The 22,669-nt window shown below is 35.1% G+C and carries 14 protein-coding genes and 2 rRNA genes; 10 read left to right on the plus strand and 6 right to left on the minus strand.

From position 1 onward, the window contains the following. The first annotated feature begins 8 nt into the window (after window positions 1-8). Both LNQ49_RS22775 and rrf read left to right on the plus strand, forming a co-directional pair. Window positions 9-2,892 (plus strand): 23S ribosomal RNA (locus LNQ49_RS22775). 146 nt (window positions 2,893-3,038) lie between these two features. Next, window positions 3,039-3,148, plus strand: a 5S ribosomal RNA gene (rrf, locus tag LNQ49_RS22780). 704 nt (window positions 3,149-3,852) lie between these two features. On the opposite strand, the gene LNQ49_RS22785 is transcribed toward rrf, so the two are convergent. From LNQ49_RS22785 to LNQ49_RS22810, 6 genes are all read right to left on the minus strand, one after another. Further along, window positions 3,853-5,277, minus strand: a complete 1,425-nt coding sequence (locus LNQ49_RS22785) for a SusD/RagB family nutrient-binding outer membrane lipoprotein (protein ID WP_229991230.1) — start codon at window positions 5,275-5,277, stop codon at window positions 3,853-3,855. A 12-nt stretch (window positions 5,278-5,289) separates the two neighbouring features. Further along, on the minus strand, window positions 5,290-8,469 hold the full coding sequence (locus tag LNQ49_RS22790) for a SusC/RagA family TonB-linked outer membrane protein (RefSeq protein WP_229991231.1): 3,180 nt from the start codon (window positions 8,467-8,469) through the stop codon (window positions 5,290-5,292). A gap of 608 nt (window positions 8,470-9,077) precedes the next feature. Next, window positions 9,078-10,106 (minus strand): rod shape-determining protein, encoded by a 1,029-nt coding sequence (locus LNQ49_RS22795; protein ID WP_229991232.1) that lies wholly within the window; start codon window positions 10,104-10,106, stop codon window positions 9,078-9,080. Between the two features lie 228 nt (window positions 10,107-10,334). Then, window positions 10,335-11,102 carry a LytR/AlgR family response regulator transcription factor gene (locus LNQ49_RS22800; RefSeq protein WP_229991233.1) on the minus strand — a complete coding sequence of 256 codons (768 nt, stop codon included), beginning with the start codon at window positions 11,100-11,102 and terminating at the stop codon, window positions 10,335-10,337. Continuing rightward, window positions 11,102-12,124 carry a sensor histidine kinase gene (locus tag LNQ49_RS22805; protein ID WP_229991234.1) on the minus strand — a complete coding sequence of 341 codons (1,023 nt, stop codon included), beginning with the start codon at window positions 12,122-12,124 and terminating at the stop codon, window positions 11,102-11,104. Before LNQ49_RS22805 ends, LNQ49_RS22800 begins: the two co-directional genes overlap by 1 nt. Before the next feature lie 74 nt (window positions 12,125-12,198). Beyond that, window positions 12,199-12,945, minus strand: a complete 747-nt coding sequence (locus LNQ49_RS22810) for a hypothetical protein (RefSeq protein WP_229991235.1) — start codon at window positions 12,943-12,945, stop codon at window positions 12,199-12,201. A gap of 274 nt (window positions 12,946-13,219) precedes the next feature. On the opposite strand from LNQ49_RS22810, the gene LNQ49_RS22815 reads away from it, so the two are divergent. The 8 genes from LNQ49_RS22815 to LNQ49_RS22850 all read left to right on the plus strand — a co-directional run bounded on the left by LNQ49_RS22815 (window position 13,220) and on the right by LNQ49_RS22850 (window position 22,667). Beyond that, window positions 13,220-13,531, plus strand: coding sequence for an ArsR/SmtB family transcription factor (locus LNQ49_RS22815; protein ID WP_229991236.1), 312 nt, complete (start codon window positions 13,220-13,222; stop codon window positions 13,529-13,531). 5 nt (window positions 13,532-13,536) lie between these two features. After that, window positions 13,537-14,037: an SRPBCC family protein gene (locus LNQ49_RS22820; RefSeq protein WP_229991237.1), complete on the plus strand. Its 501-nt coding sequence runs from the start codon at window positions 13,537-13,539 to the stop codon at window positions 14,035-14,037. A 344-nt stretch (window positions 14,038-14,381) separates the two neighbouring features. Further along, a complete protein-coding gene (locus LNQ49_RS22825; protein WP_229991238.1) occupies window positions 14,382-14,969 on the plus strand; it encodes a hypothetical protein in 588 nt (195 codons plus the stop codon). A 381-nt stretch (window positions 14,970-15,350) separates the two neighbouring features. After that, window positions 15,351-18,173: a TonB-dependent receptor gene (locus LNQ49_RS22830; RefSeq protein ID WP_229991239.1), complete on the plus strand. Its 2,823-nt coding sequence runs from the start codon at window positions 15,351-15,353 to the stop codon at window positions 18,171-18,173. 28 nt (window positions 18,174-18,201) lie between these two features. Then, window positions 18,202-19,410, plus strand: coding sequence for a DUF4876 domain-containing protein (locus LNQ49_RS22835; RefSeq protein WP_229991240.1), 1,209 nt, complete (start codon window positions 18,202-18,204; stop codon window positions 19,408-19,410). A 10-nt stretch (window positions 19,411-19,420) separates the two neighbouring features. Then, complete coding sequence (locus tag LNQ49_RS22840) at window positions 19,421-20,932, plus strand: DUF6850 family outer membrane beta-barrel protein (RefSeq protein WP_229991241.1); 1,512 nt, start codon at window positions 19,421-19,423, stop codon at window positions 20,930-20,932. Window positions 20,933-21,055: 123 nt separating this feature from the next. Continuing rightward, window positions 21,056-22,105: a cytochrome-c peroxidase gene (locus LNQ49_RS22845; RefSeq protein WP_229991242.1), complete on the plus strand. Its 1,050-nt coding sequence runs from the start codon at window positions 21,056-21,058 to the stop codon at window positions 22,103-22,105. Window positions 22,106-22,520: 415 nt separating this feature from the next. Next, window positions 22,521-22,667, plus strand: a complete 147-nt coding sequence (locus LNQ49_RS22850; RefSeq protein WP_229991243.1) for a hypothetical protein — start codon at window positions 22,521-22,523, stop codon at window positions 22,665-22,667. Window positions 22,668-22,669 lie beyond the last annotated feature (2 nt).

The following is a 22,669-nucleotide window of genomic DNA, read 5'->3' on the forward strand; positions in this document are numbered from 1 at the left end:
GGCTGGTACAATAAGCAAAATAAGGGCGTATGGGGGATGCCTTGGCTCTCAGAGGCGATGAAAGGCGTGATAAGCTGCGAAAAGTTACGGGGATCGGCACACACGAATTGATCCGTAAATACCTGAATGGGGCAACCCACTATGTTGAAGACATAGTACACCGATAGGTGGGCAAACCCGCTGAACTGAAACATCTAAGTAGGCGGAGGAGAAGAAAACAAAAGTGATTCCGTAAGTAGTGGCGAGCGAACGCGGATTAGCCCAAACCAATGTTGTTACGGCAATGTTGGGGTTGTAGGACCACGACATTTCTTGCACAAAGAATTAGAATCTACTGGAAAGTAGAACCATAGAGGGTGATAGTCCCGTATAGGTAATGAGTGTAAAGGATAGTGGTATCCTGAGTAGGGCGGGGCACGTGAAACCCTGTCTGAATTTGGCGGGACCATCCGCTAAGGCTAAATACTCCTGAGAGACCGATAGTGAACCAGTACCGTGAGGGAAAGGTGAAAAGAACCGTGAATAACGGAGTGAAATAGATCCTGAAACCATACGCTTACAAGCGGTCGGAGCCCTTTCGTGGGGTGACGGCGTGCCTTTTGCATAATGAGCCTACGAGTTAACGTTGCTGGCAAGGATAAGTGGTTAAGCCACGGATCCGTAGCGAAAGCGAGTCTGAATAGGGCGCTTTAGTCAGTAGTGTTAGACGCGAAACCGTGTGATCTACCCATGGGCAGGTTGAAGCTGTGGTAACACACAGTGGAGGACCGAACCGGTTGACGTTGAAAAGTCTTCGGATGACCTGTGGGTAGGGGTGAAAGGCCAATCAAACTCGGAAATAGCTCGTACTCCCCGAAATGCATTTAGGTGCAGCGCTGAATTTAAAGTTATATAGAGGTAGAGCTACTGATTGGATGCGGGGGCTTCACCGCCTACCAATTCCTGACAAACTCCGAATGCTATATAATGTTTCTCAGCAGTGAGGGCTTGGGTGCTAAGGTCCAAGTCCGAGAGGGAAAGAACCCAGACCATCAGCTAAGGTCCCCAAATATATGTTAAGTTGAAAGAACGAGGTTTGTCTGCCCAGACAGCTAGGATGTTGGCTTGGAAGCAGCCATTCATTTAAAGAGTGCGTAACAGCTCACTAGTCGAGCGGACGAGCATGGATAATAATCGGGCATAAACATATTACCGAAGCTATGGATTTTGACTTAGGTCAAAGTGGTAGGGGAGCATTCTAACAGGGTTGAAGGTGTATCGTAAGGTATGCTGGACTGGTTAGAAAAGAAAATGTAGGCATAAGTAACGATAATGCGGGCGAGAAACCCGCACACCGAAAGACTAAGGTTTCCACAGCTATGCTAATCAGCTGTGGGTTAGTCGGGACCTAAGGCGAACCCGAAAGGGACAGTCGATGGACCACGGGTTAATATTCCCGTACTACTTATTACTGTGATGGGGTGACGGAGTGATGAAAGCGCCGCGAACTGACGGAATAGTTCGTTGAAGTACCTACCTATAAGCTGTGCAGGCAAATCCACACGGCTTGGGGAAATACGATAGTACTCGGAGACTTCGGTCAAAGAGATAGTGCGCCTAAGGGCTTCCAAGAAAAACCTCTAAACTTCAGGTAATAAGTACCCGTACCGCAAACCGACACAGGTAGTCGAGGAGAGAATCCTAAGGTGCTCGAGAGATTCATGGCTAAGGAATTAGGCAAAATAGACCTGTAACTTCGGGAGAAAGGTCGCCAGCAGCAATGCTGGCCGCAGTGAAGAGGTCCAGGCGACTGTTTATCAAAAACACAGGGCTCTGCAAAATCGTAAGATGAAGTATAGGGCCTGACACCTGCCCGGTGCTGGAAGGTTAAGAGGAGATGTTATCTTCGGAGAAGCATTGAATTGAAGCCCCAGTAAACGGCGGCCGTAACTATAACGGTCCTAAGGTAGCGAAATTCCTTGTCGGGTAAGTTCCGACCTGCACGAATGGTGTAACGATCTGGACACTGTCTCAGCCATGAGCTCGGTGAAATTGTAGTAGCGGTGAAGATGCCGCTTACCCGCAGTGGGACGAAAAGACCCTGTGCACCTTTACTATAGCTTAGTATTGACCTTGGATAAATGATGTGTAGGATAGGTTGGAGACTGTGAAGTGGCGTCGCTAGGCGTTGTGGAGTCATTGTTGAAATACAACCCTTTGTTTATCTGAGGCCTAACCCCGCGTTGCGGGGGACATTGCTTGGTGGGTAGTTTGACTGGGGTGGTCGCCTCCAAAAGAGTAACGGAGGCTTCTAAAGGTTCCCTCAGTACGCTTGGTAACCGTGCGTAGAGTGCAATGGCATAAGGGAGCTTGACTGAGAGACATACAGGTCGATCAGGTACGAAAGTAGAGCATAGTGATCCGGTGGTTCCGCATGGAAGGGCCATCGCTCAAAGGATAAAAGGTACGCCGGGGATAACAGGCTGATCTCCCCCAAGAGCTCATATCGACGGGGGGGTTTGGCACCTCGATGTCGGCTCGTCACATCCTGGGGCTGGAGAAGGTCCCAAGGGTTGGGCTGTTCGCCCATTAAAGTGGCACGCGAGCTGGGTTCAGAACGTCGTGAGACAGTTCGGTCTCTATCTACTGTGGGCGCAAGAAATTTGAGTGGATCTGATTCTAGTACGAGAGGACCGAATTGGACAAACCTCTAGTGTATCTGTTGTTCCGCCAGGAGCACCGCAGAGTAGCTACGTTTGGAAGGGATAAGCGCTGAAAGCATATAAGCGCGAAACCCACCACAAGATGAGATTTCTTTTAAGGATCGTGGGAGATGACCACGTTGATAGGCTATAGATGTAAAGGCAGTAATGTCATAGTCGAGTAGTACTAATAATCCGTAAGCTTATGTACGCTTTTCCCCACACTTCGGTGTGGGGGAGAAACTTTCTAATAGTATTTATGTTTCTTTATCTCAGTATGTTAAGATATTGTTTGATTGGTTGTTATCCTAGATGATAACAAACGATTGAAAAGTTGTCCAAAGCAACTAACGACCTTAAGGTGGTTATTGCGGCGGGGCTCACCTCTTCCCATCCCGAACAGAGAAGTTAAGCCCGCCTGCGCAGATGGTACTGCAGTTATGTGGGAGAGTATGTCGTCGCCTTTCTTTAGAAGCCCTTCACTATTGTGAAGGGCTTTTTTTATTTAATGGATCGACGTGTTTGGCTTTCAGCCTCGGTTCGTCGCCTTTCTTTAGAGAATCCTCATCATGAATTTGATGGTTTTTTTTTTTGTTTTATACTTTTTTTAGAAAGGGACAAAGGTTCAGAGTGACAAAGGAGCAAAGGAATCTAGATTATGGAGCTACTTTAGGCGCAAACTTGTCTTTCCGACGAAGGAGGAATCGCATTTTTTAAAAGTGACAAAGGTTCAGAGTAGCAAAGGTTCTTTTAAGGCTCTAAGATGCTAAGTTTTATAAGCATAGTGACAAAGCTCTCTCCCCAAACTTGTCATTCCGACAAAGAGGAATCAAATAAAGTGTATTAATTTTAAAAGGCTCAAAGGCTCAGAGTAATAAAGGTTCAAAGGAATCTTGATTCTGGAGCTACTTTAGACGTAAATTTATCATTAATACGTAGGAGGAAACGTATAAAAAACTAACTAAAAGTGCTTGTTATGGTGAATTTCTAATTGAATTTCAGAGGTATTTATTCACTTATAGTTTGCTTTTTATTCGGAAATGCTGGTGATTTGGTAGGATTATGGCTAGTTTATAAAAAAATAAATCAGGCTAATAAATCACCTATTTGTAATTTATTAGCCTGATTATTTAAGCGTCTTTTAGATCGTTAATAGCGCTTGGTATCCTTTTTATTTTGCATCAAACCATAGTTTTGTTGTAAGCAAATCTTGTCCTTGAGCAGTTACTGCCGCTTGGTAGCTAACTCCATTCAGCGATTGTTCTGTACCTGGATAAAAAAAGCGATATGGTATTTTTCCATCCAAAACTGTAGCTGGACCAGCTTTTAACACTGGATAGTCGAGTCTTCTCCACTCAGCAAAGGCATCAAGACCTTGTCCGAAGAATGCAATCCATTTTTGCGTTCCTATAGATTTGGCATAATTTGTAGCATCGTATTTGACACTTGTTTGATTGAGATAATTAGAAATAATTGCTGAATCGGTAATACCAAATTGGTTGAATGAGGCAGTAATTGCATTTTTATACAGTTGCTCAGCATCTCCATCAATATAACCACGTGCTACTGCTTCAGAAAGATTAAACAATACTTCAGAGTAAGATACAATTACAGCTGGTGATGAAGAGGTTAGGAAGTAAGTGCCTGGTTTTGATGTTTTAGCAAAACCTTGACTATTGGCATCACTGTTTGATAATCCATTGGCACCTCCAACATATTTACCTATGCTTGCATCAGATGGTAACTGTGCATAAACAGCTAAACGGGGGTCAGATAATTCATTTAATTTATCAACTAATGTCTTTGAAATACGAAAATCATCACGCGTTTCAAACCAAGCCGAGGCTGGATTTTGTTGAGGCGAACTAGTGTAAATAAATTTAAAAATTTCGTTATTACTGCTAATTACTCCTGCAGGATCGGTTGTTGCATCTATTGCAGCTTGCTTGGCTAAAGCAGGTTCTTTGTCTGAGATTCTCAGCGCTATACGCAAACGAAGCGAATTCACCAGTTTTTTCCATTTTGAAATATCTCCTTTATATGCCAAATCTCCAGTAACAGTTCCGTTTGTTGAACTTAGTAAAGATTGTGCTCGTTTTAAATCTTCAAGCAATCCGGTATATACTTCTTTTTGAGTATTATATGCTGGTGTAATTTTCTGACCTGCTTCTTTATAAGGAATGTTGCCATAAGCATCTGTCAACAGTAAAAAGGTCCATGAACGTAAGGTCAATGCAATCCCTTTGTAATTTGAATTTGCCTGCTGTTCAGGAAAATTCAGAACTGTATTTAAATCTGTAATTAAGGTTGCATATCCAGTATTCCATAAAGAGGAGAAAGTAGTATTAGATACATCATATCTGTCTGGTTCAGTATATTGGACTTTAGCCCAATGCTGAACAAATAGCAATGATGAATTGAAGTTATTGTCTGATCCCCAGTATAAGTCGGCACCCTGCTTTAATGTTCCTGTTAATAGGTAAGGAGCCAATGGTGTTTCGGTTGCATTTGGATTTTTATTAATATCATCCAAGCTATCACCACATGAAGTGGCTGATAATGCAAGTAGAGTTATATATAATATTTTTTTTAGCATGATTCTGAGTTTTTAAAATTTGACATTAAGATTAAGGCTAAAATTCCTAGTAGTTGGCAAGGATAAACTTTCTAAGCCTTGTGCATTTCCGGTATTGAAAGCCGTTTCAGGATCAATATTTGGAGCATCTTTATAGATAAATAGCAGGTTACGACCTACAGCAGTAATACTAGCTGCTTGTAATCCTAATTTCTTAGCAAATGTTTTATTGAAGCTGTAAGCCAATTTAATTTCTCTTAGTTTTACAAAGGTCGAACTGTATACATACGCTTCGCTGATATTATATGATGCTTTGTAATATTCCTGTGCGCTTATCACTTGATTATTAGGTGTTCCATCAGAAAATACTCCATTAAAGATCATTCCGTCATCATATACTGGTGCACCACCTGGAGCAGCTCCACCAGTAACTAAGGTTTTAGTAGTACCATTATTATAGTAACTTAATCCGCCATTGGCAGCATCACGGCCGGGTAGGGTTTGAGCTAATACACCTGTATAATTTCCTGTTCTGTTGGTTCCTGAAAAAAGTTCTCCACCTACACTAGCATCAATTAGGAATGATAATTCAAGATTTTTGTATGTTAATGTGTTTGTAATACCCGCTATATAGTCAGGAGTATAATGTCCTAATACTTTTTTCTGCGGATCTGCTTTTGGTAATCCATTTGCACCAACTACTATATTTCCGCTTGCGTCACGTAGATAAGCAGTACCATAAAGCGCTCCATAAGCTTGTCCTACTGATGCCAATACATCGACACCTCCTGATGAACCAATTGTGTAGTTTTTAATTTGTTTGTCATAATCAAGAATCTCTACCTTGCTTATATTCTTTGAATAATTAGCACCTACATTCCATTTGAAATTTTGAGTTTGAATAGGGCTACCATCCAATTGAATTTCTATACCACGGTTGTTTATTTTACCAGCATTAATTAATTGCGAATTATAACCACTTGCAGAAGTTGTTTTTATCTCCAGAATCTGATCAAAACTATTGGTGTTATAATACGCAACATCAAGATGCAGTCTGTTTTTCCAGAAAGAAGATTCTATACCAATTTCGGTAGAGCGGGTTGTTTCTGGTTTTAAGTTCTCATTGAGTTTTTTTTGTGAAGAAGTTTGAATTGGATTTCCATCAAATGCAGTTTGAAAATTATAAACTGTAGACAATTGATATGGATCTGCATCATTACCAACTTCTGACCATCCACCACGTAACTTTAAGAAGTCGAGTGTATTACTTTTCAGATTTAAGGCTTCAGATAGTACTAAACTACCATTAAATGAAGGATAAAAATAAGAGCGGTTACTACTTGGTAATGTCGATGACCAGTCGTTACGAGCTGTTACGTTTAAGTAGGCAAAATTTTTATAACCAAGTTGAGCTGAAGCATATGCACTATAAACTTTTAATTTTGATAAATAGTTTGATGACGTCAACGGATCTCGGGAATTGTTTAGTGTATATAAATCAGGCACGGCCAAGCGTGGTGCTTTTTGATAATTGTTTGCATCGCTATGGTTACGAATATTGAATCCAGCAAGAGCATCCAAACTAAAATCACTACTTAGTTTTTTTGTGTATTGAAAAATACCCTCAGTATTTCTTTCGTTTACGGTATAAGCATCCTCTGCGTATGATCCGAAAGGAGTTCCATTTGTACCATATTTAATCTCATATTTTCTACGATCGTTGTAGTAGTCAATTCCAGTACGGAATCTAAAATTTAGTCCATCGATAATCTTTGCTTCCAAATGAATATCACCAATTATACGGTTGCGTTGCTGGCTGGTAGTATTATAATACGCATTCCAATATGGATTACTATAATAGCTATTGTTCCAGTTAGCCTCTCTATTGTTTCTAAGTTGATCGACATCTACCTGACGTCCGAACCAAAGAAACTGAAGCATTACACCAGCAGCACGATTACCTGAAGGACCTCCGGGTAGAGCAGGAGCATCCGTAACAATATAGTTTCCTGTTACACCTACTTTTATACTTTTGGATATTTGGTAATTGGTGTTAATAGTAAAATTTGTTTTGTTGATTTCACTATTTGGTACTGTTCCTAATTGTTTTTGATGATTTACTCCTAAGCGGAAATCTGATTTGTCGTCTGATTTTGCCACAGCAATACTATTATCAAAGGTAAGACCTGTATTGAAGAAGTTTTTTACATTATCTGGATGAGCTACAAAAGGTACTGCTTCGCCATTTGAATTAAATTGAGGGATAAGACGTCCGTCTAATTTAGGTCCCCAGCTTTCATCAACTCCATCATTAATACCGCCTCCTTTACCATCTACATAGCTGAATTTTCCGTTTGATCCCTGTCCAAATGAATTTTGGAATCGAGGTAAAGTGGCAACTTGAGAGATTGTTATACCAGAGCTGAAGCTTATTCCTAATCCTTGTTGACCTTTTCCAGATTTAGTAGTTATAAGGACAACACCATGCGCAGCACGTGACCCATAAAGGGCAGCAGCGTTAGGCCCTTTTAGTACTGTTAATGTTTCAATGTCTTGAGGATTTAAATCAGCAACTGCATTTTTGAAATCACGAGTTGCTCCTCCAAAGCTTCCCAATTGTGAGTTATCTACAGGAACTCCATCAACTACAAACAGTGGTTGATTGTTTCCTGCTATTGAGGTTTCACCACGAATGACGATACGCGAAGATCCCATATCACCTTGTGAATTGGTGATACGTACACCTGCTAATTTGCCAGAAAGGCTATTCAGAAAATTTGTCTCTTTTGCTTCCACTAAATCTTTGTTCTTAAGGGATTGGGTGGTGTATCCTAAAGATTTCTTTTCTTTTGTAATACCAAGTGCCGTAACTACAACTTCAGACAATACATTTTGTTCTTCAGTAAGACTAATGACAACTGAATTTTGATTGACTACAGTTTCAGTTCTTTTGTAACCCATATAGCTTACTATCAATGTATAAGGGAATTTTTGACCTGTTTGGAAATAAAATTTTCCGTCAAAATCTGTTATAGCCCCATGGGTAGTACCTTTAATGTTTATTGAAGCACCAATAATTGGTTCTTTTGTGACTGCATCAATTACAGTTCCGTTGAGTTTGGACTGAATTAGTGGTTTGGTTTCTTGCGCTTTTATTCCTATGGAAATCAATAAAATACATAACCATATATATCTATTTATTATTTTTTTCATTACTTTGTTTTAGTTTAATAAATAAGGGGGCTGTAAACGGATTTACTCCATTCACACTTTCCTTTTAGAGATGAACAATTTCTTTAAGCTTTACCATTTCTGCTGCAACAGAAATGGTTTTTTTATTTATCTGCGTTGCATTCGTTTTTCCATTTTTATTTTTTTTGATTACTATTATTTGAATTTGATGAGGAGTAGCTTGCCAAATGGTTCTTATATCTTCAAAGAGGAGAAGCGTATTTGGGAGCCTTTAATTTTCTTTTTTTAATATATTTTAATTCTACTAATTTGATAGAACAAAAGTATATTAAAAATGTTAACTCCCAAATTTTAACTGTTTTTTTTATAAAAAAATGTTAATTAAAATGGGGTTTAAAATAGCAATAGAGTGTAAGTGAGGTTATTAATTAATAGAGACTCTTTTTATTTTGTCAGATTTTTTTCTAAAGCGATCATGTATGATTGACTTATAGACACTATTAATACTATTTTTAAAGTGTATAAATGGTATTGTTGGCATAAAAAAAACTCCATTATTTCTAATGGAGTTTTTTTTATGCCTTTTTTCAAAAAAGATAAAGCTTGTTTTTAGCTATTACAGAGTCAACTTATTTTATTAGAACACTTTTATATTTAGCTATATCTTTTAAGACAATACCTGTGCCTATAACCACAGCCTTTAAAGGATCCTCAGCAATATAAACTGGTAATTCAGTCTTCTGTGATATTCTTTTGTCTAGGCCACGTAACATTGCGCCGCCTCCTGCGAGATACAATCCTGTATTATAAATGTCAGCAGCCAGTTCTGGTGGAGTCACCGAAAGGGTTACCATAATAGCATCTTCAATTCTTTGGATTGATTTATCCAAAGCTTTTGCAATTTCTCTATAATTAACTCCTATCTCTTTAGGTTTTCCAGTGAGTAAATCTCTACCTTGGACCATCATGTCGTCGGGAGCATCCTCAATTTCTTCCGTTGCAGCACCAACCTCAATTTTTACCCTCTCTGCAGTACCTTCTCCAATATGCAAATTATGCTGTGTTCGCATATAATACAATATATCATTGGTAAAAACATCCCCAGCAATTTTTATAGATTTATCGCAAATTATTCCACCTAGAGCGATAACTGCAATTTCTGTTGTTCCTCCTCCAATATCGACTATGATATGACCCTTTGGTAACATTACATCTAAGCCAATTCCAATAGCAGCAGCCATAGGCTCGTGAATTAAAAATACTTCTTTTCCATTTACTCTTTCGCAAGACTCCTTTACAGCTCTCATTTCTACCTCGGTGATACCACTAGGAATGCATACTATCATACGGAGGGAGGGAGTGAAAAAACTTTTCTTTAATTCAGGTATATTTTTTATAAACCAACTAATCATTTTCTCTGAGGCATCAAAATCTGCAATCACTCCGTCTTTTAGCGGCCTGATTGTTTTAATATTTTCGTGTGTCTTACCTTGCATTAAGCTAGCTTCTTTTCCTACAGCAATAATTTTCCCAGTTCTAATATCTCGGGCTACAATTGAAGGGCTATCTACTACAATTTTGCCATTATAAATTATTAGAGTATTTGCTGTCCCTAAATCCATAGCTATTTCTACCATCATAAAATCAAATCTGCCCATAATATAGTTTTCTTTAGATAATGAACGCTTTTGTCACAGTTTTATTCTTATAAAGGTAGTTGAGCTATGCTAAACTTATCATAAAATATTGAGAAAGTATTAAATCTTATTTGCACACTAGAAGAAATTCCTAAATTTTATTTTTTAGCTTATTCATAAAAAAACTCCATTATTTCTAATGGAGTTTTTTTATTTCTAAAGACTATGATTGTTTTGGATGCAATAACTTTATTTTTCTATCCATTCACGGAAACTTGAAGTAGTGCTTTGGCTAGTTTTAAGATAATCTTTATTGCCTGTTATTTTTATGGCTAATGTATTTTTGGAGTAGCGTTCCATTTTTTCTACATATTGTTTGCTGATAATTTCACTGCGGTTGATTCTAAAAAACTCTAAAGGATTGAGCTGTTCTCCAATTTCTTTTAATGTAGGTTCGTTTAGTAGGTATTTTTTACCGATTGTGTCAAATGCATAAACCCCCCCTTCAGAAGCCTCAAAAAGAGTAATGTTTTCTATGTTTAAAAAGTAAGTTCCTTTATTTGTTTGTATGGTAAACCTTTTTTTATAAGACTTACTAGAAAAATTCTTTTCGATAATTTCTGTCAGATTGATTAATTGCCTATTTTCATTAGTTGCCAAATTTTTAAAGAGTAGAAACTTGTCCCAAGCTTTTAGGAAACGTTCTTTTGAAAAAGGCTTTAGTAAATATGCTATACCGTTGCTTTCAAAGGCATTCATAAAGAATTGGTCATAAGCCGTTGTGAAAATAATAGGGCAGGAAACAGTAACTTGTTTGTAAATCTCAAAAGCATTGCCATCTAATAATTCAATATCAGAAAATATCAAATCGACATTGTTATTTTGAAGGAACTCAATAGCCATTTCTACGGTATCAATTTCGCTTACTATTTCAGTTTTAATAGCAACTTCTTCCAGAAATCTTTTCAATTTTTTACGTGCTGGGATTTCATCTTCTATAAGTAGTACTTTTATCATTAGAGGTCGATTATAGGAATAATTACTGAAAATGTATTATCGGTTTTATTTATTTTAATTGGCATACTAGTTAATAATTTATATTGCTCTTTTAAATTATTTAATGCTCGTCCTGATACTGTTTTTTTATTTCGTTTGGGAATATAATTGTTTGATATACATAGTTTTCCTTGGGTGTTTATTTGTATACAAACTGGATTTGCTATTGTGCCTAAATTATGCTGAACAGCATTTTCAATCAGTAATTGCAAAGTTAGAGGTACAATATAACCATTACAATCTTGATTTTCAATAGTCAGCTGATATGCGCTGCCGTATTTATGCTGTATTAATTTAAAATACTGTGAAGCAAAAAACAGTTCTTCTTGTATCGTTATAAATTTTTTGTCTGAGGCTTGCAAAACATATCGGTAGATTTCTGCAAATTCATTTAAAAATTCAGATGCTTGATTTTTATCTTCTTCAATCAGTTGGTCTAAAACATTAAGATTATTGAATAAGAAGTGAGGATTAAGTTGTACTTTAAGTTGATTAATTTTGCTTTCTGATAGTGCCTGATTGGATAAAACGAGTTGCTCTTGTTTTTTATTATTCTGATGAAAATAATAATAGGTTAGAAAAAAACTGCAATAAATAAATCCGTCCAACAGATAAGAAAATGTAGAAAGCATAAAAGTTTCTCGATTAAAATTTCTTTCGATATTATTAAATAAAAATGCAATAACAAATCCGATGAATTGTATTATAAAGAGATAAGCAATAATCGAAGAGCCAAATATCTTTAGCATTACTTTCATACTGATAAAGTCTGATTTTTGCCAATATTTAATAAAAAAACGGATTACCAAAAATAAAATACTAGCTGCAATCAGTTTGGCTATGGCGGCATCAGGAGTAAAGACGTATATATTTATTTCTTTTCTAATTATAATCCGTAAATGGATGGATTGTACATAAGCAAAAAGAAAAATAAACAGCGCAAACTGTCTATTTAAATATATCTGACGGAGCATTTTTTTCATTACAAGTTTTGATAAAAATAAAAAACAAAAATAGTTCTATTGCGATACCAATAGAACTATTTTGATAAACTATATTATTTTGTTTTTTCGGGAAAAGAAGCAATGGTATTTCCTTGCTCATCAAGAAAGTCAAGTTTAGCATTATTATTTTTATCAACATAAAACATTGCTCTTCCGATTCCTTTATCATCAAAAAGAAATAACCCGTTATTTTGGCTTCTTGTTTTTCCAAGGATTACACGAGGTACTCCTCCTAATAATTCCTGTTCTTTGTATTCTTTATACTTTTGTTCCATTATTTTTGGATCTTTCTTGCGAAGCTCTTCCAGTTCTTTCCACAGTTCAGCTGTTTTTTGCTGTGATTCTTTACTAGGTCGGTCATTAAATGCTAGGTTAGTGCTTACAACTCTTTTGCCTTCTTTTTGATAATCCTGTGTTAATAATTGCATTACTTGATCACCATCAAATTGGTCATAGGTTAGCGATAATCCTGAACTGTGTCCGTTTGCCGTTTTTTGCCCATCATAAATAAATCCACCACATTCTATTCCATCTTCATTAAAGAAAAGCATACCTGAGCGTTTTTTTCTGCTTTCATTTGTTGCTTTGTTGTTTATTTTATCTTTTCCATTGGGGAATCGTTCAACATTAGTAATAATCATTTTTACAGTACCATCTTTTTCAACAATATTGATTCTTTCTACATCAATCTCACTAAATTTTTGATTTCCATTCTCTTTAAATGCTGATGAGATAATTAAAATTACTCCAATTGCGACTACTCCCGCAAAAACTCTTAAAAAAACTAATTCTTTGTTCATCTTTTCTACTTTTTTAAATATTACTGTAAAACTATGATTACACTATTTTTTTTTCAAGATGAAAAAAATGAGCTAAGGAAAATTAAAAATAAACCAAGGAATTTCTTGATTGAATAAAAGTAGTATTGACAAGTTTGTAAAATGGTTGTTATGAACGACGGGTTTTTTATTCCTTATTTTTAGACTATTTAAAAAAAAAATGAAAAAAATAATGCGAAACTGAAAAGTTGCACGTATATTTGCAACTGATTGGTTTCATATTAAAACTTTTATAATGAGAAGAGATGTTTTTCAAGCTGTTGCAGATCCAACTCGTAGAGCGATAATAGCTCTTGTTGCTTTGCAGGCAATGACACCAAATGCTATTGCTGAACATTTTGACAGTACCAGACAAGCTGTTTCTAAACACCTTCGTATTTTGACAGAATGCGAACTTGTAAAGCAGGAGTATAGAGGGCGAGAAATTTATTACTCGCTTGAAATTGAAAAAATGAAAGAGATTGATAAGTGGTTAAGCCAATATAGAGACATTTGGGAAACTCGATTCAATCAACTTGATGTAGTATTATCAACAATTAAAGAATAGAAAAAATGAAAAATGATTTGCTATTTGATTTTACCGTTGACAAAGCAACAAAAACGGTATGGATTACTAGAGAGTTTGCAGCCAACCTTCCGCTGGTGTGGGATGCATATACTAAACAAGAAATTTTGGATCAATGGTGGGCTCCTAAGCCTTGGTCATCGAAAACTAAATTCATGAATTTTGAAGTTGGAGGACGAAGATTTTATGCCATGGTAGGTCCAGAAGGACAAGAACATTGGGCCATTCAGAAATTTACTTCTATTAGTCCGAAAACTAATTTCAAAATATTGAATGCTTTTGCAGACAAGGATGAAAATCCTGAGCTACCTGGTTCTGAATGGGATTTAAATTTCAGTGAGCAAAATGGAATAACAAAAGTTAGTATTTCTATTTACAATGATTCGCTTGAACGCTTAGAGAAAATGATTGAGATGGGCTTCAAAGAAGGATTTACAATGACATTGCAAAGCTTAGAAGAGCTATTACCAACTTTATCAAAAAAATAATTTTCTACTTAACTAGTTTCTTTTAATTCTAAAGAAATTAGTATTGCATTGAGCAAAAAAACTCCATTAGAAATAATGGAGTTTTTTTTGTGTAATTAATTGGTTTTTAGTAAAATAATATCTTTTGAATAGCGCCATTTTCATCTAATCTTCATCTTGGATTTATAAATTTACTATAGAATATGTAAGTTGAGTAAGAACATATAAATCTGTCGTATAATAAGCAAAGACAGCGTGTTAAAAAATGACCTATTTATGCAGCGCCTTAAAATTCATCTAAGGGAGAAGGAGCAGGCAGTAAATAGTAAGATTCCTTTAAATTATTAATAATAAAAACAACAATTATGAAAAATGTAATTTTATTGGTAGCTGCTATAATGGCAACTGTATCTATTTCGCAGGCTCAAACTGCACAAGAAGCACAAGTAAAAAATGAAATAAAAGCTGTAAGCAAAAGAGATCCCAATGCAAAAGCAGAAAAAAAGAATTTAAGAATGGAGCTTCACAAATTAGAAGGACAAGATGTTAGTAATAGTACTAAAAATCAATTTGCAACTGATTTTGGAAATATTCCTAATGCAAAATGGAAACGATCAAATTATTATGATGAAGTTGCCTTTATGAAAAACGGCGTTTCTTCTACTGCTTTTTATGATTTTAAATCACAATTGGTTGGAACAACAATGCATGAAAAATTTACAGATCTACCTGCAAATGCTCAGAAAGCAATCAACGATAAATATAAAGGATACGCCAAAGGGGAGGTGTTGTATTATGAAGATAATGTAAACAACGACACTGATATGATTTTGTTTGATCGACAGTTTGATGATGCTGACAACTATTTTGTTGAGATTTCTAAAGATGGAAAAAATAGTGTGTTGCAAGTTACAAAAGGTGGTAATGTGAATTATTTCACTGCTACTAAATAGTAAAGTATAGGTATAGAGAAATTTTTATTTAATTGGTAATTAGTATATAAACAAGTATTGATAAAAGAGTTAAGAATTGTATTTTCAATTTCTTAACTCTTTTTGTTTGGTATTGGGTCGTACTATTTTGCTCCTTTTTGTCCAAAGAAATAAAAAAAAGACTGCTCATTCTACCTTTTATTTTCTAAAATAGCAAGTTTTTTTCCTGTTGCTATGCTATTGTAAATGAGTATTTAAGGAGCCGTTTTGGCTCTTTTGGTTGCTTGTTAGTGGCATTTTTTTGAAAGAAATTATTTTTAATGAGTCTAAATTAAGTTATATTTGCACCATAAAATAGAATTTCTGTTACAAATATCACAGTTGCCATTACAATTAATTACAATGACTTATTACAATAGTCTTACAGTAATAACAAAAAATACTAAATCTATTATTTTGTTATTATTCGTTTTATTTTCCAATCTAGGATTTACTCAAAGTATAAACAAATTAACTATTCAGATTACTGTTAAAGACTCTGAGAGTAAACTTCCAATAAAAGGAGGTGTGCTAGCTGTAGAAGGGGTATTTGAGAAATATAAATTAGAATCAAACGATTTTGGTAGTATCGTTTTAAATTCTATTCCAAGTGGTAGCTACAAAATAAAATTATCGCATGTAGGTTATGTTACTATCGAAAAGAACCTTGAACTTACAACCAGTAAGCAACTCTCTTTTGAGTTAGTTCCGATAAGTGTTGAGTTAAATGAAGTGGTTATTACTGCTACAGAATCTCGTGGAATGACAAGTACTTCTGTCATTGATAAAAAAGCAATGCAACATTTGCAACCTTCTAGCTTTACCGATTTACTGGAATTATTACCTGGTGGACGTTCAAAAGATCCCGTATTTAATGCTTCTAATCACATTAAACTGAGAGAAGTTGGAATAGCTGATTCTAATTATGATATTTCTTCTCTTGGAACTTCTTTTGTAGTTGATGGTATTCCTATTAATACCGATGCAAATTTGCAATATACCACTGGTTCTAATATGTCTGTTACACCCGGTTCAGGATATGCAAATACACGAAGAAACACTACATCCAAGGGAGTGGATATGCGTTCTATTTCTACAGACCAAATTGAGAAAGTAGAAATTATTAGAGGTATTCCTTCTGTAGAATATGGTGACTTAACGAGTGGACTTATCAAAATTAAACGGAAAAGAGGGCGGACTGATTTAGAATCTCGTTTTAAAGCTGATGAATTCAGTAAGCTATACTATATCGGGAAAGGTTTTGAATCTGAAGAAAAACAATTTGTATTGAATGTTGGACTTGATTATTTGAATGCAAAACCAGATCCCCGGAATAGCTTTGAAAACTACAAAAGAATCACTGCATCTATACGTGCTCAAAAAACTTGGGAGAATGATTCTCACGTGCTTCAATGGGATTCCAGTTTAGATTATAGTGGTTCAATGGATAATGAAAAAGCAGATCCTGATGTTGGTTTTGCAAAAGTAGACCGTTTTAGTTCTTCTTATAATCGCCTTTCATTGGCGAACTCTTTCGATTTAAAATTTAAAACTTCCCCATTTTTTAAGTCAATTAATGTGGCTACATCAATTAGTCAGCAATATGATAAAATTGAACAAACCAAATGGGTACAGGTTACCAATGCTACTGCAATACCTAACAATACCGAGCAAGGGGAGTCTGATGGTATTTTTTTAACTCCTCAATATACCTCTAATCTTTTGGTTGACGGAAAACCATTTGATGCTTTTTTTAAAGCAATGGGAGAATTTGAAGTAAGTTCTTTTGGAATCACACATGCTTTAAAAGCAGGTACTGAGTGGACGTATTCAAAAAATAATGGGAAAGGTCAGGTTTATGATACGACTCATCCACCTTCTCCTGATATGACTACAAGACCAAGATCTTACAAAGATATTCCAGCTAGTACGGACATTGCTTTTTTTGCAGAAGACGCAATTACAATTCCATTAGGTTTGCATAAACTAAACATTGCAGGAGGACTTCGAGCGATGTCATTATTAAACATACCATCGGCTTATGCTATTCATGGGAAATATTATTTTGACCCTCGAATTAATGCACAATGGGCACTTCCATCTTTTAAAATTGGAAAACATGCGCTAAAAACTGACTTTACTGTTGGTACTGGTCAGTATACTAAATTCCCAACCTTGGGGCAGCTTTATCCTGATTATGTATATAATGATTTAGTACAGCTTAATTATTATCACAATACTCCTGAATACAGAAGAATCAATTTAATGACTTATAAAACGTCTGCTATTAATTATGATTTAAAGCCAGCAATCAATAAGAAATGGGAGGTTCGCACAGATTTCTCTTATGATAACAATCGATTCTCTGTTACTTATTTTAAAGAACGAATGGATTCTGGATTTAGAAATAATTCTCAATATCATGCACTTTCTTATAAAAAATATGACAGTTCTTCTATTGATCCTTTGACTTTGACATCGCAACCAGATCTTGCTCAAATGACCTTTGTGATGGATACCTTATTGACTGCCTACAATACTACAAACAACGGAAGTAAATTACTCAAAAGCGGAGTTGAATTTCAATTTTCATCTAAACGTTTTAAAGCTATAAACACTCGTTTTACTGTAAATGGCGCTTGGTTTAAGACAACTTATACAAATAGTAGTCCTGTTTATAAAAGTGGACAAAAAGATATCATTATCAACGGAAAACGACTTCCTTATTTAGGGCTTTATCAATGGGACGATGGTTCTGAAAAACAGCAATTAAATACAAATCTAATTGTTGATACCTATCTTCCTTCACTGGGCTTAGAGTTCTCAAGTTCATTTCAATTTATGTGGTTCAGAAGTAATCAATCTACACCTATGAACGGAACTCCTATTTCTTATATTGATCCTACAGGAAAGCAACATCCGTATCTTGAAGCAGATAAATCAGATCCTATTTTGCAATGGCTGGATATAAAATATAATGATGCTTTGTTTGAAAAAAGAACTGTCCCGATGTCCATGAACATGAATTTAAAAATCTCTAAAGATTTCTATAAGAAATTTAGAATATCAATGTTCGTTAACCGACTCTTTAGTTACTATCAAAACTATGAGATTAATGGTCAAAAGATTGAACGTAGAGGACTTACTTCTCCTTATTTCGGAATGGAATTAAACTTGAATTTATAACTTTTAATATTAAATAAATACCTCGATTATGAAAATTAAATTACTACCTATTTATCTAACAATAGCCATAATGGCACTATTACAATCCTGTTCAAAAGATGATGATAATTATAGCGGTAAGCAAACTGCTTTAACTTTAAAGCTTACTAATCCTGAAGATTTAAATAATGTTTTGCTTTCTAATCTTTCAGTATCTTTTAAAGAACTTAATACAGGAAAAGTAACAGAAAGTAGTTCGTTTGCAAATAATGAACTTTCTATTTCATTAAGCGAAGGTTCTTATGAAGTTTCTGTTAACGGTAAGATTAAGTATTCGGCTGGCGAAAGCACTGTTGATGCTTCTGTAAGCGGTTATAAAGAATCGGTTGTTATAACTGGTCAAACTGCTGCTGTTTCTTTGAACCTATTCTTAAAAACTAGCCAATCTGATTTTATTATCGAGGAAGTATTTTTTACTGGTACAAAAACTGCTGAAGGGAAACAATACCTAGGTGATAAGTACTTTAAAATCTATAACAATACTGATAAAGTGTTGTATGCTGATGGATTAATGATTGCACAATCGGAATTTATGACTGTTGAAAAACAAAGTTATACTCCAAATATTATGGACAAATCGTTTGCTGCTTCAGCTATTGCGATTGTTCCGGGTAATGGAACAACTTATCCTATTGCTCCTGGTGCCTTTTTTATTATTGCTGAGGATGCAATTAATCATAAAGAATACAATGCTACTTCAATTGATTTGAGAACTGCTAATTTTGAATTTTATACAGAAGATGCTGATGATGTTGATAATCCTGCTGTTCCTAATATGGAGAGTTTATTCTCAACGATGGTTATTCATAACAGAGGTTTCAAGAGTTTTGTTATCGCTCGTTTGCCAATAAACAAGAATGCATTTTTAGCTGATTACACTTACGATTATGAGTATAATATGGTAATTGGTGGAGAGAGTTACCCAATGGGTGAGAGTGTTTACTCTATTCCAAATTCATGGATTATTGATGCTGTTAACTTAAGTGTTGCTTCTGAATTTCAATGGATAGTTACAGCTCCTTCATTAGATATGGGATGGACTTACTGTGGTAAAGTTGATGCTGATCAAAGCCGTTATGGAAAAAGCGTTCGTCGTAAAGTACTTTCTACTAGTTCTAACGGTAAAAAGACATTGAAGGATACTAATAACTCTACATTAGATTTTAGCCCTGAGGTTAAACCATCCTTAATGAATTAATAATTTTATCATGAGCTTTCGTTCCATTTTCATATTTATTATTTTCAGTTCTGGTATGCTGCATGCACAGGACAGTACTTCGGTTCTGCTCCGTATTCATGAGGATTTATCTCCTGCAAATAATTTTTCTAATAAAATTTATGCCAATCCTGCAAATCAGCAGTATGCTCGCCGTTATTCTTTATCCGAATTTAGTGCGGGTTATGATGCTAGTTCGCAACAAACCAATATTCAACAATTAGGGAATGGCATTAGTCAATTCCTGATTAATGCACAGTCTTTTTATAAGATTGATCCTGAGAATACAGTTTGGGGAAATGCCTATTATAAGAATGGTCAACGTAAAAATGTACGTTGGAACGAAAGCTCTGATTATCAAGTAATATATCCGTATGTAACTGCCGATTCTATTGGTGGTGATCTCTCTTTTGAGGAATATTCTTTTAAAGGTGGGTATTCAAAAGCTTTCCGAAAAATGACCCTTGGAATTGTTGCAGATTACCGTGCTTTATTAGAATACCGTGATATAGATCCTAGACCTAAAAACACTGTATCTGATCTTAAGTTAGGCGTAGGACTCTCCCGAAACATTGGAGGGCATTATGCTATTGGATCGGGTATTAATTTCCGAAAATACACCCAGTCAAACAATTTAAAGTTCTTTAGCGAACTAGGTGCTCCAGCAGTTTTTCATATGACTGGTCTTGGCGTATACAATAACCTGCTTACTGGAAATAAATTGAGCTCTTTTTATGATGGAAAGGGATATGGCGCAAACGTGCAATTATTCCCAAAAGATCAAAACGGTTTTGCTGTATCTGTTGGATACAATCATTTTGATTTTGAAAAAATAATGACTGAATTTCAAGATCTTATTGCGTCTTCTATTTTGGAAAAAGGATATGAAGGGGAGGTTTCTTATTTAAAAAAATCTGCTGAAAAGGCTTGGGGTGCAAAAGTAGGATTTTCATATATTGATCGGGCAGGTACTGAGAACATATTTGACAATCAGACTTCTACATCTTACGTTAAAATAGCCGAAGACACTAAATATACAAATCAGGTTACATCGGTTGTGTTTTCTGGATTGTATAGTATTCCTAATCCTGAATTATCATGGTCTATTGCTCCAAGTTTTAATTTGAAAAAAACGGAAACAAAATATATTGATCCCTTACGAGTAATTGATATTCAGCAGGGTATTGGTCGATTGGATTTCTCTATATCAAAATTGCTATCTCAATTATTAATAAATGTTTCTACTTCGGTTGAACATAGCTGGGCATTGGATTCAAATATGAAACTTACCGATGGCATAAAATCGAATCATATTTTTGAAATGTTAGATCACAATTTTGCTTATTTATCATCTGCTTATACTAAAATGAATTTGGGAACGCGATGGGATTATAAGTATGAAAAAGATCTTAATTTTTTCGTCAAAACAGATTTGGATTATTACAATTATTCTAAAAACAAAAACAATACTTATTTTCAAGTGTCACTAGGTTTGACATTTTAGAATGTATTACAAAATTTCTATTGCTTTATAATGAAGTCTATTTTATTTAAAACCCTTTTTTTTATTCTCTCCATCGGAGTTGTACATTCACTATTGAGTTTTAGCGCTACGCTTAGTGAAAAAATGGCAAATACGGATTGGCGCGAACTTTACAGTAAACCAATAAATCAATGGCCACAACCCACTATCGACAAAGGTGTTGTTTGGCAAGAATTTGAGCCCTTAGCTGTTGATACTAGTTATTATGAAAGGTTGGATGATCCTAAAGTTATATTAGGGCAGATGCTTTTCTTTGATCCAAAACTTTCTGGTTCTAATCAAGTTTCTTGCAGTAGCTGCCATGATCCAGAATTGGCATGGGGCGATGGGCGTGAAGTATCATTAGGTAATGATCATTTAAGAGGAAAGAGAAATACTCCCTCTTTGTATAATATCGATGCGCGAAAATCATTCTTTTGGGATGGTCGAGCAACTACTTTAGAAGAGCAGGCACAGGGACCAATTACAGCTCATCATGAAATGAATATGGATCCCAAAAATCTGGCTAAAAAGATAAATAAAGTAAAAGGCTATGCCGTTTTATTCCAAAACGCTTATGGTAGTACTGATATCTCTTATGAGAAAATCTTGCAATCATTGGCTACTTTTCAAAAAACAATACTCAGTAAAAGAAGTCGATTTGACGCTTTTATAGAAGGAGATTACTCCAAGTTATCCGATCAGGAAATACAAGGGTTGCATCTTTTTCGTACCAAGGCGCGTTGTATGAATTGCCATTCTGGGAAATATTTTACAGATGAATCATTTCATAATATTGGACTTACTTATTACAAAAGAGAGTATGAAGATTTAGGACTGTATCATATTACTAAAAAGGCGGATGATGTTGGAAAATTCAGAACTCCTTCTCTTCGTGATGTAATGCACACAGGCCCATGGATGCACAATGGTTTATTTGATAATATGACTGGAATAGTCAATATTTATAACAGCGGAATGCACATGATTGATCCTGATGAAAGTGAAAAAGCAGCAGACCCTTTGTTCCCAAAAACAGACGTGCTATTGCAACCTTTAAATCTTGATGATGACGAAATTGTTGCATTGGTTTCTTTTATTAAAACCCTATCAGGCAGACAGTACAAAATGGAACGTCCGCAAATACTAAGATAAATCCAGTATTAACTTATTTATGTTATTTTCAATTTGATTCTTCGTTTTTAGAGTATTATTTTTGAATTAGTGGTAGATGATTTTTTATGTCTAATGCGTTGAAAAAGAATTACTATTGGAAATAAATGAGAAAAGGATGAGCAATTGCTCATCCTTTTTGTTATTAATACTATCATTTTGAGTGGCTTATCGTATCATTTTGATAAGCTTATATAAGTTAATTAATAATAGATTTTTTATAACTGTTTATTATTTAGTTTGTTGGCTTTTTTAAAACATTTTGGCATGCCATTTGTTTTTGAAAGTATAAGCTAATATAACTTTTTAACATAAATCATTATGATAAAATAACTATTGGAAACTATAATAACATTAACAGTAGACGTAAAACGTTTGAGAATTAAAACCCAAAAATATGAAAGCAAATAAAATTAAGAAAAAATATACAACGAGTTTAGATGTATCAGAAAAATCGATGAAGAGAAAAGACATTATTGTCAACTCTGTAGTGTTTGCTGTAGTTTCATTTATTACTGTTTTGATGATTTTTCAAATTGTATAAAC

This window comes from Flavobacterium pisciphilum (assembly GCF_020905345.1).
GTDB classification, from domain to species: Bacteria; Bacteroidota; Bacteroidia; order Flavobacteriales; family Flavobacteriaceae; genus Flavobacterium; species Flavobacterium pisciphilum.

Excerpts from the sequence above, each read along its gene's own strand:
- LNQ49_RS22845 (WP_229991242.1), top strand. The coding sequence starts at position 21,056 with ATGGCAAATACGGATTGGCGCGAACTTTACAGTAAACCAATAAATCAA.
- LNQ49_RS22820 (WP_229991237.1), top strand. The coding sequence starts at position 13,537 with ATGAAAAATGATTTGCTATTTGATTTTACCGTTGACAAAGCAACAAAA.
- LNQ49_RS22850 (WP_229991243.1), top strand. The coding sequence starts at position 22,521 with ATGAAAGCAAATAAAATTAAGAAAAAATATACAACGAGTTTAGATGTA.
- LNQ49_RS22830 (WP_229991239.1), top strand. The coding sequence starts at position 15,351 with ATGACTTATTACAATAGTCTTACAGTAATAACAAAAAATACTAAATCT.
- LNQ49_RS22785 (WP_229991230.1), bottom strand. The coding sequence starts at position 5,277 with ATGCTAAAAAAAATATTATATATAACTCTACTTGCATTATCAGCCACT.
- LNQ49_RS22805 (WP_229991234.1), bottom strand. The coding sequence starts at position 12,124 with ATGAAAAAAATGCTCCGTCAGATATATTTAAATAGACAGTTTGCGCTG.
- LNQ49_RS22800 (WP_229991233.1), bottom strand. The coding sequence starts at position 11,102 with ATGATAAAAGTACTACTTATAGAAGATGAAATCCCAGCACGTAAAAAA.
- LNQ49_RS22815 (WP_229991236.1), top strand. The coding sequence starts at position 13,220 with ATGAGAAGAGATGTTTTTCAAGCTGTTGCAGATCCAACTCGTAGAGCG.
- LNQ49_RS22810 (WP_229991235.1), bottom strand. The coding sequence starts at position 12,945 with ATGAACAAAGAATTAGTTTTTTTAAGAGTTTTTGCGGGAGTAGTCGCA.
- LNQ49_RS22835 (WP_229991240.1), top strand. The coding sequence starts at position 18,202 with ATGAAAATTAAATTACTACCTATTTATCTAACAATAGCCATAATGGCA.
- LNQ49_RS22795 (WP_229991232.1), bottom strand. The coding sequence starts at position 10,106 with ATGGGCAGATTTGATTTTATGATGGTAGAAATAGCTATGGATTTAGGG.
- LNQ49_RS22840 (WP_229991241.1), top strand. The coding sequence starts at position 19,421 with ATGAGCTTTCGTTCCATTTTCATATTTATTATTTTCAGTTCTGGTATG.
- LNQ49_RS22825 (WP_229991238.1), top strand. The coding sequence starts at position 14,382 with ATGAAAAATGTAATTTTATTGGTAGCTGCTATAATGGCAACTGTATCT.
- LNQ49_RS22790 (WP_229991231.1), bottom strand. The coding sequence starts at position 8,469 with ATGAAAAAAATAATAAATAGATATATATGGTTATGTATTTTATTGATT.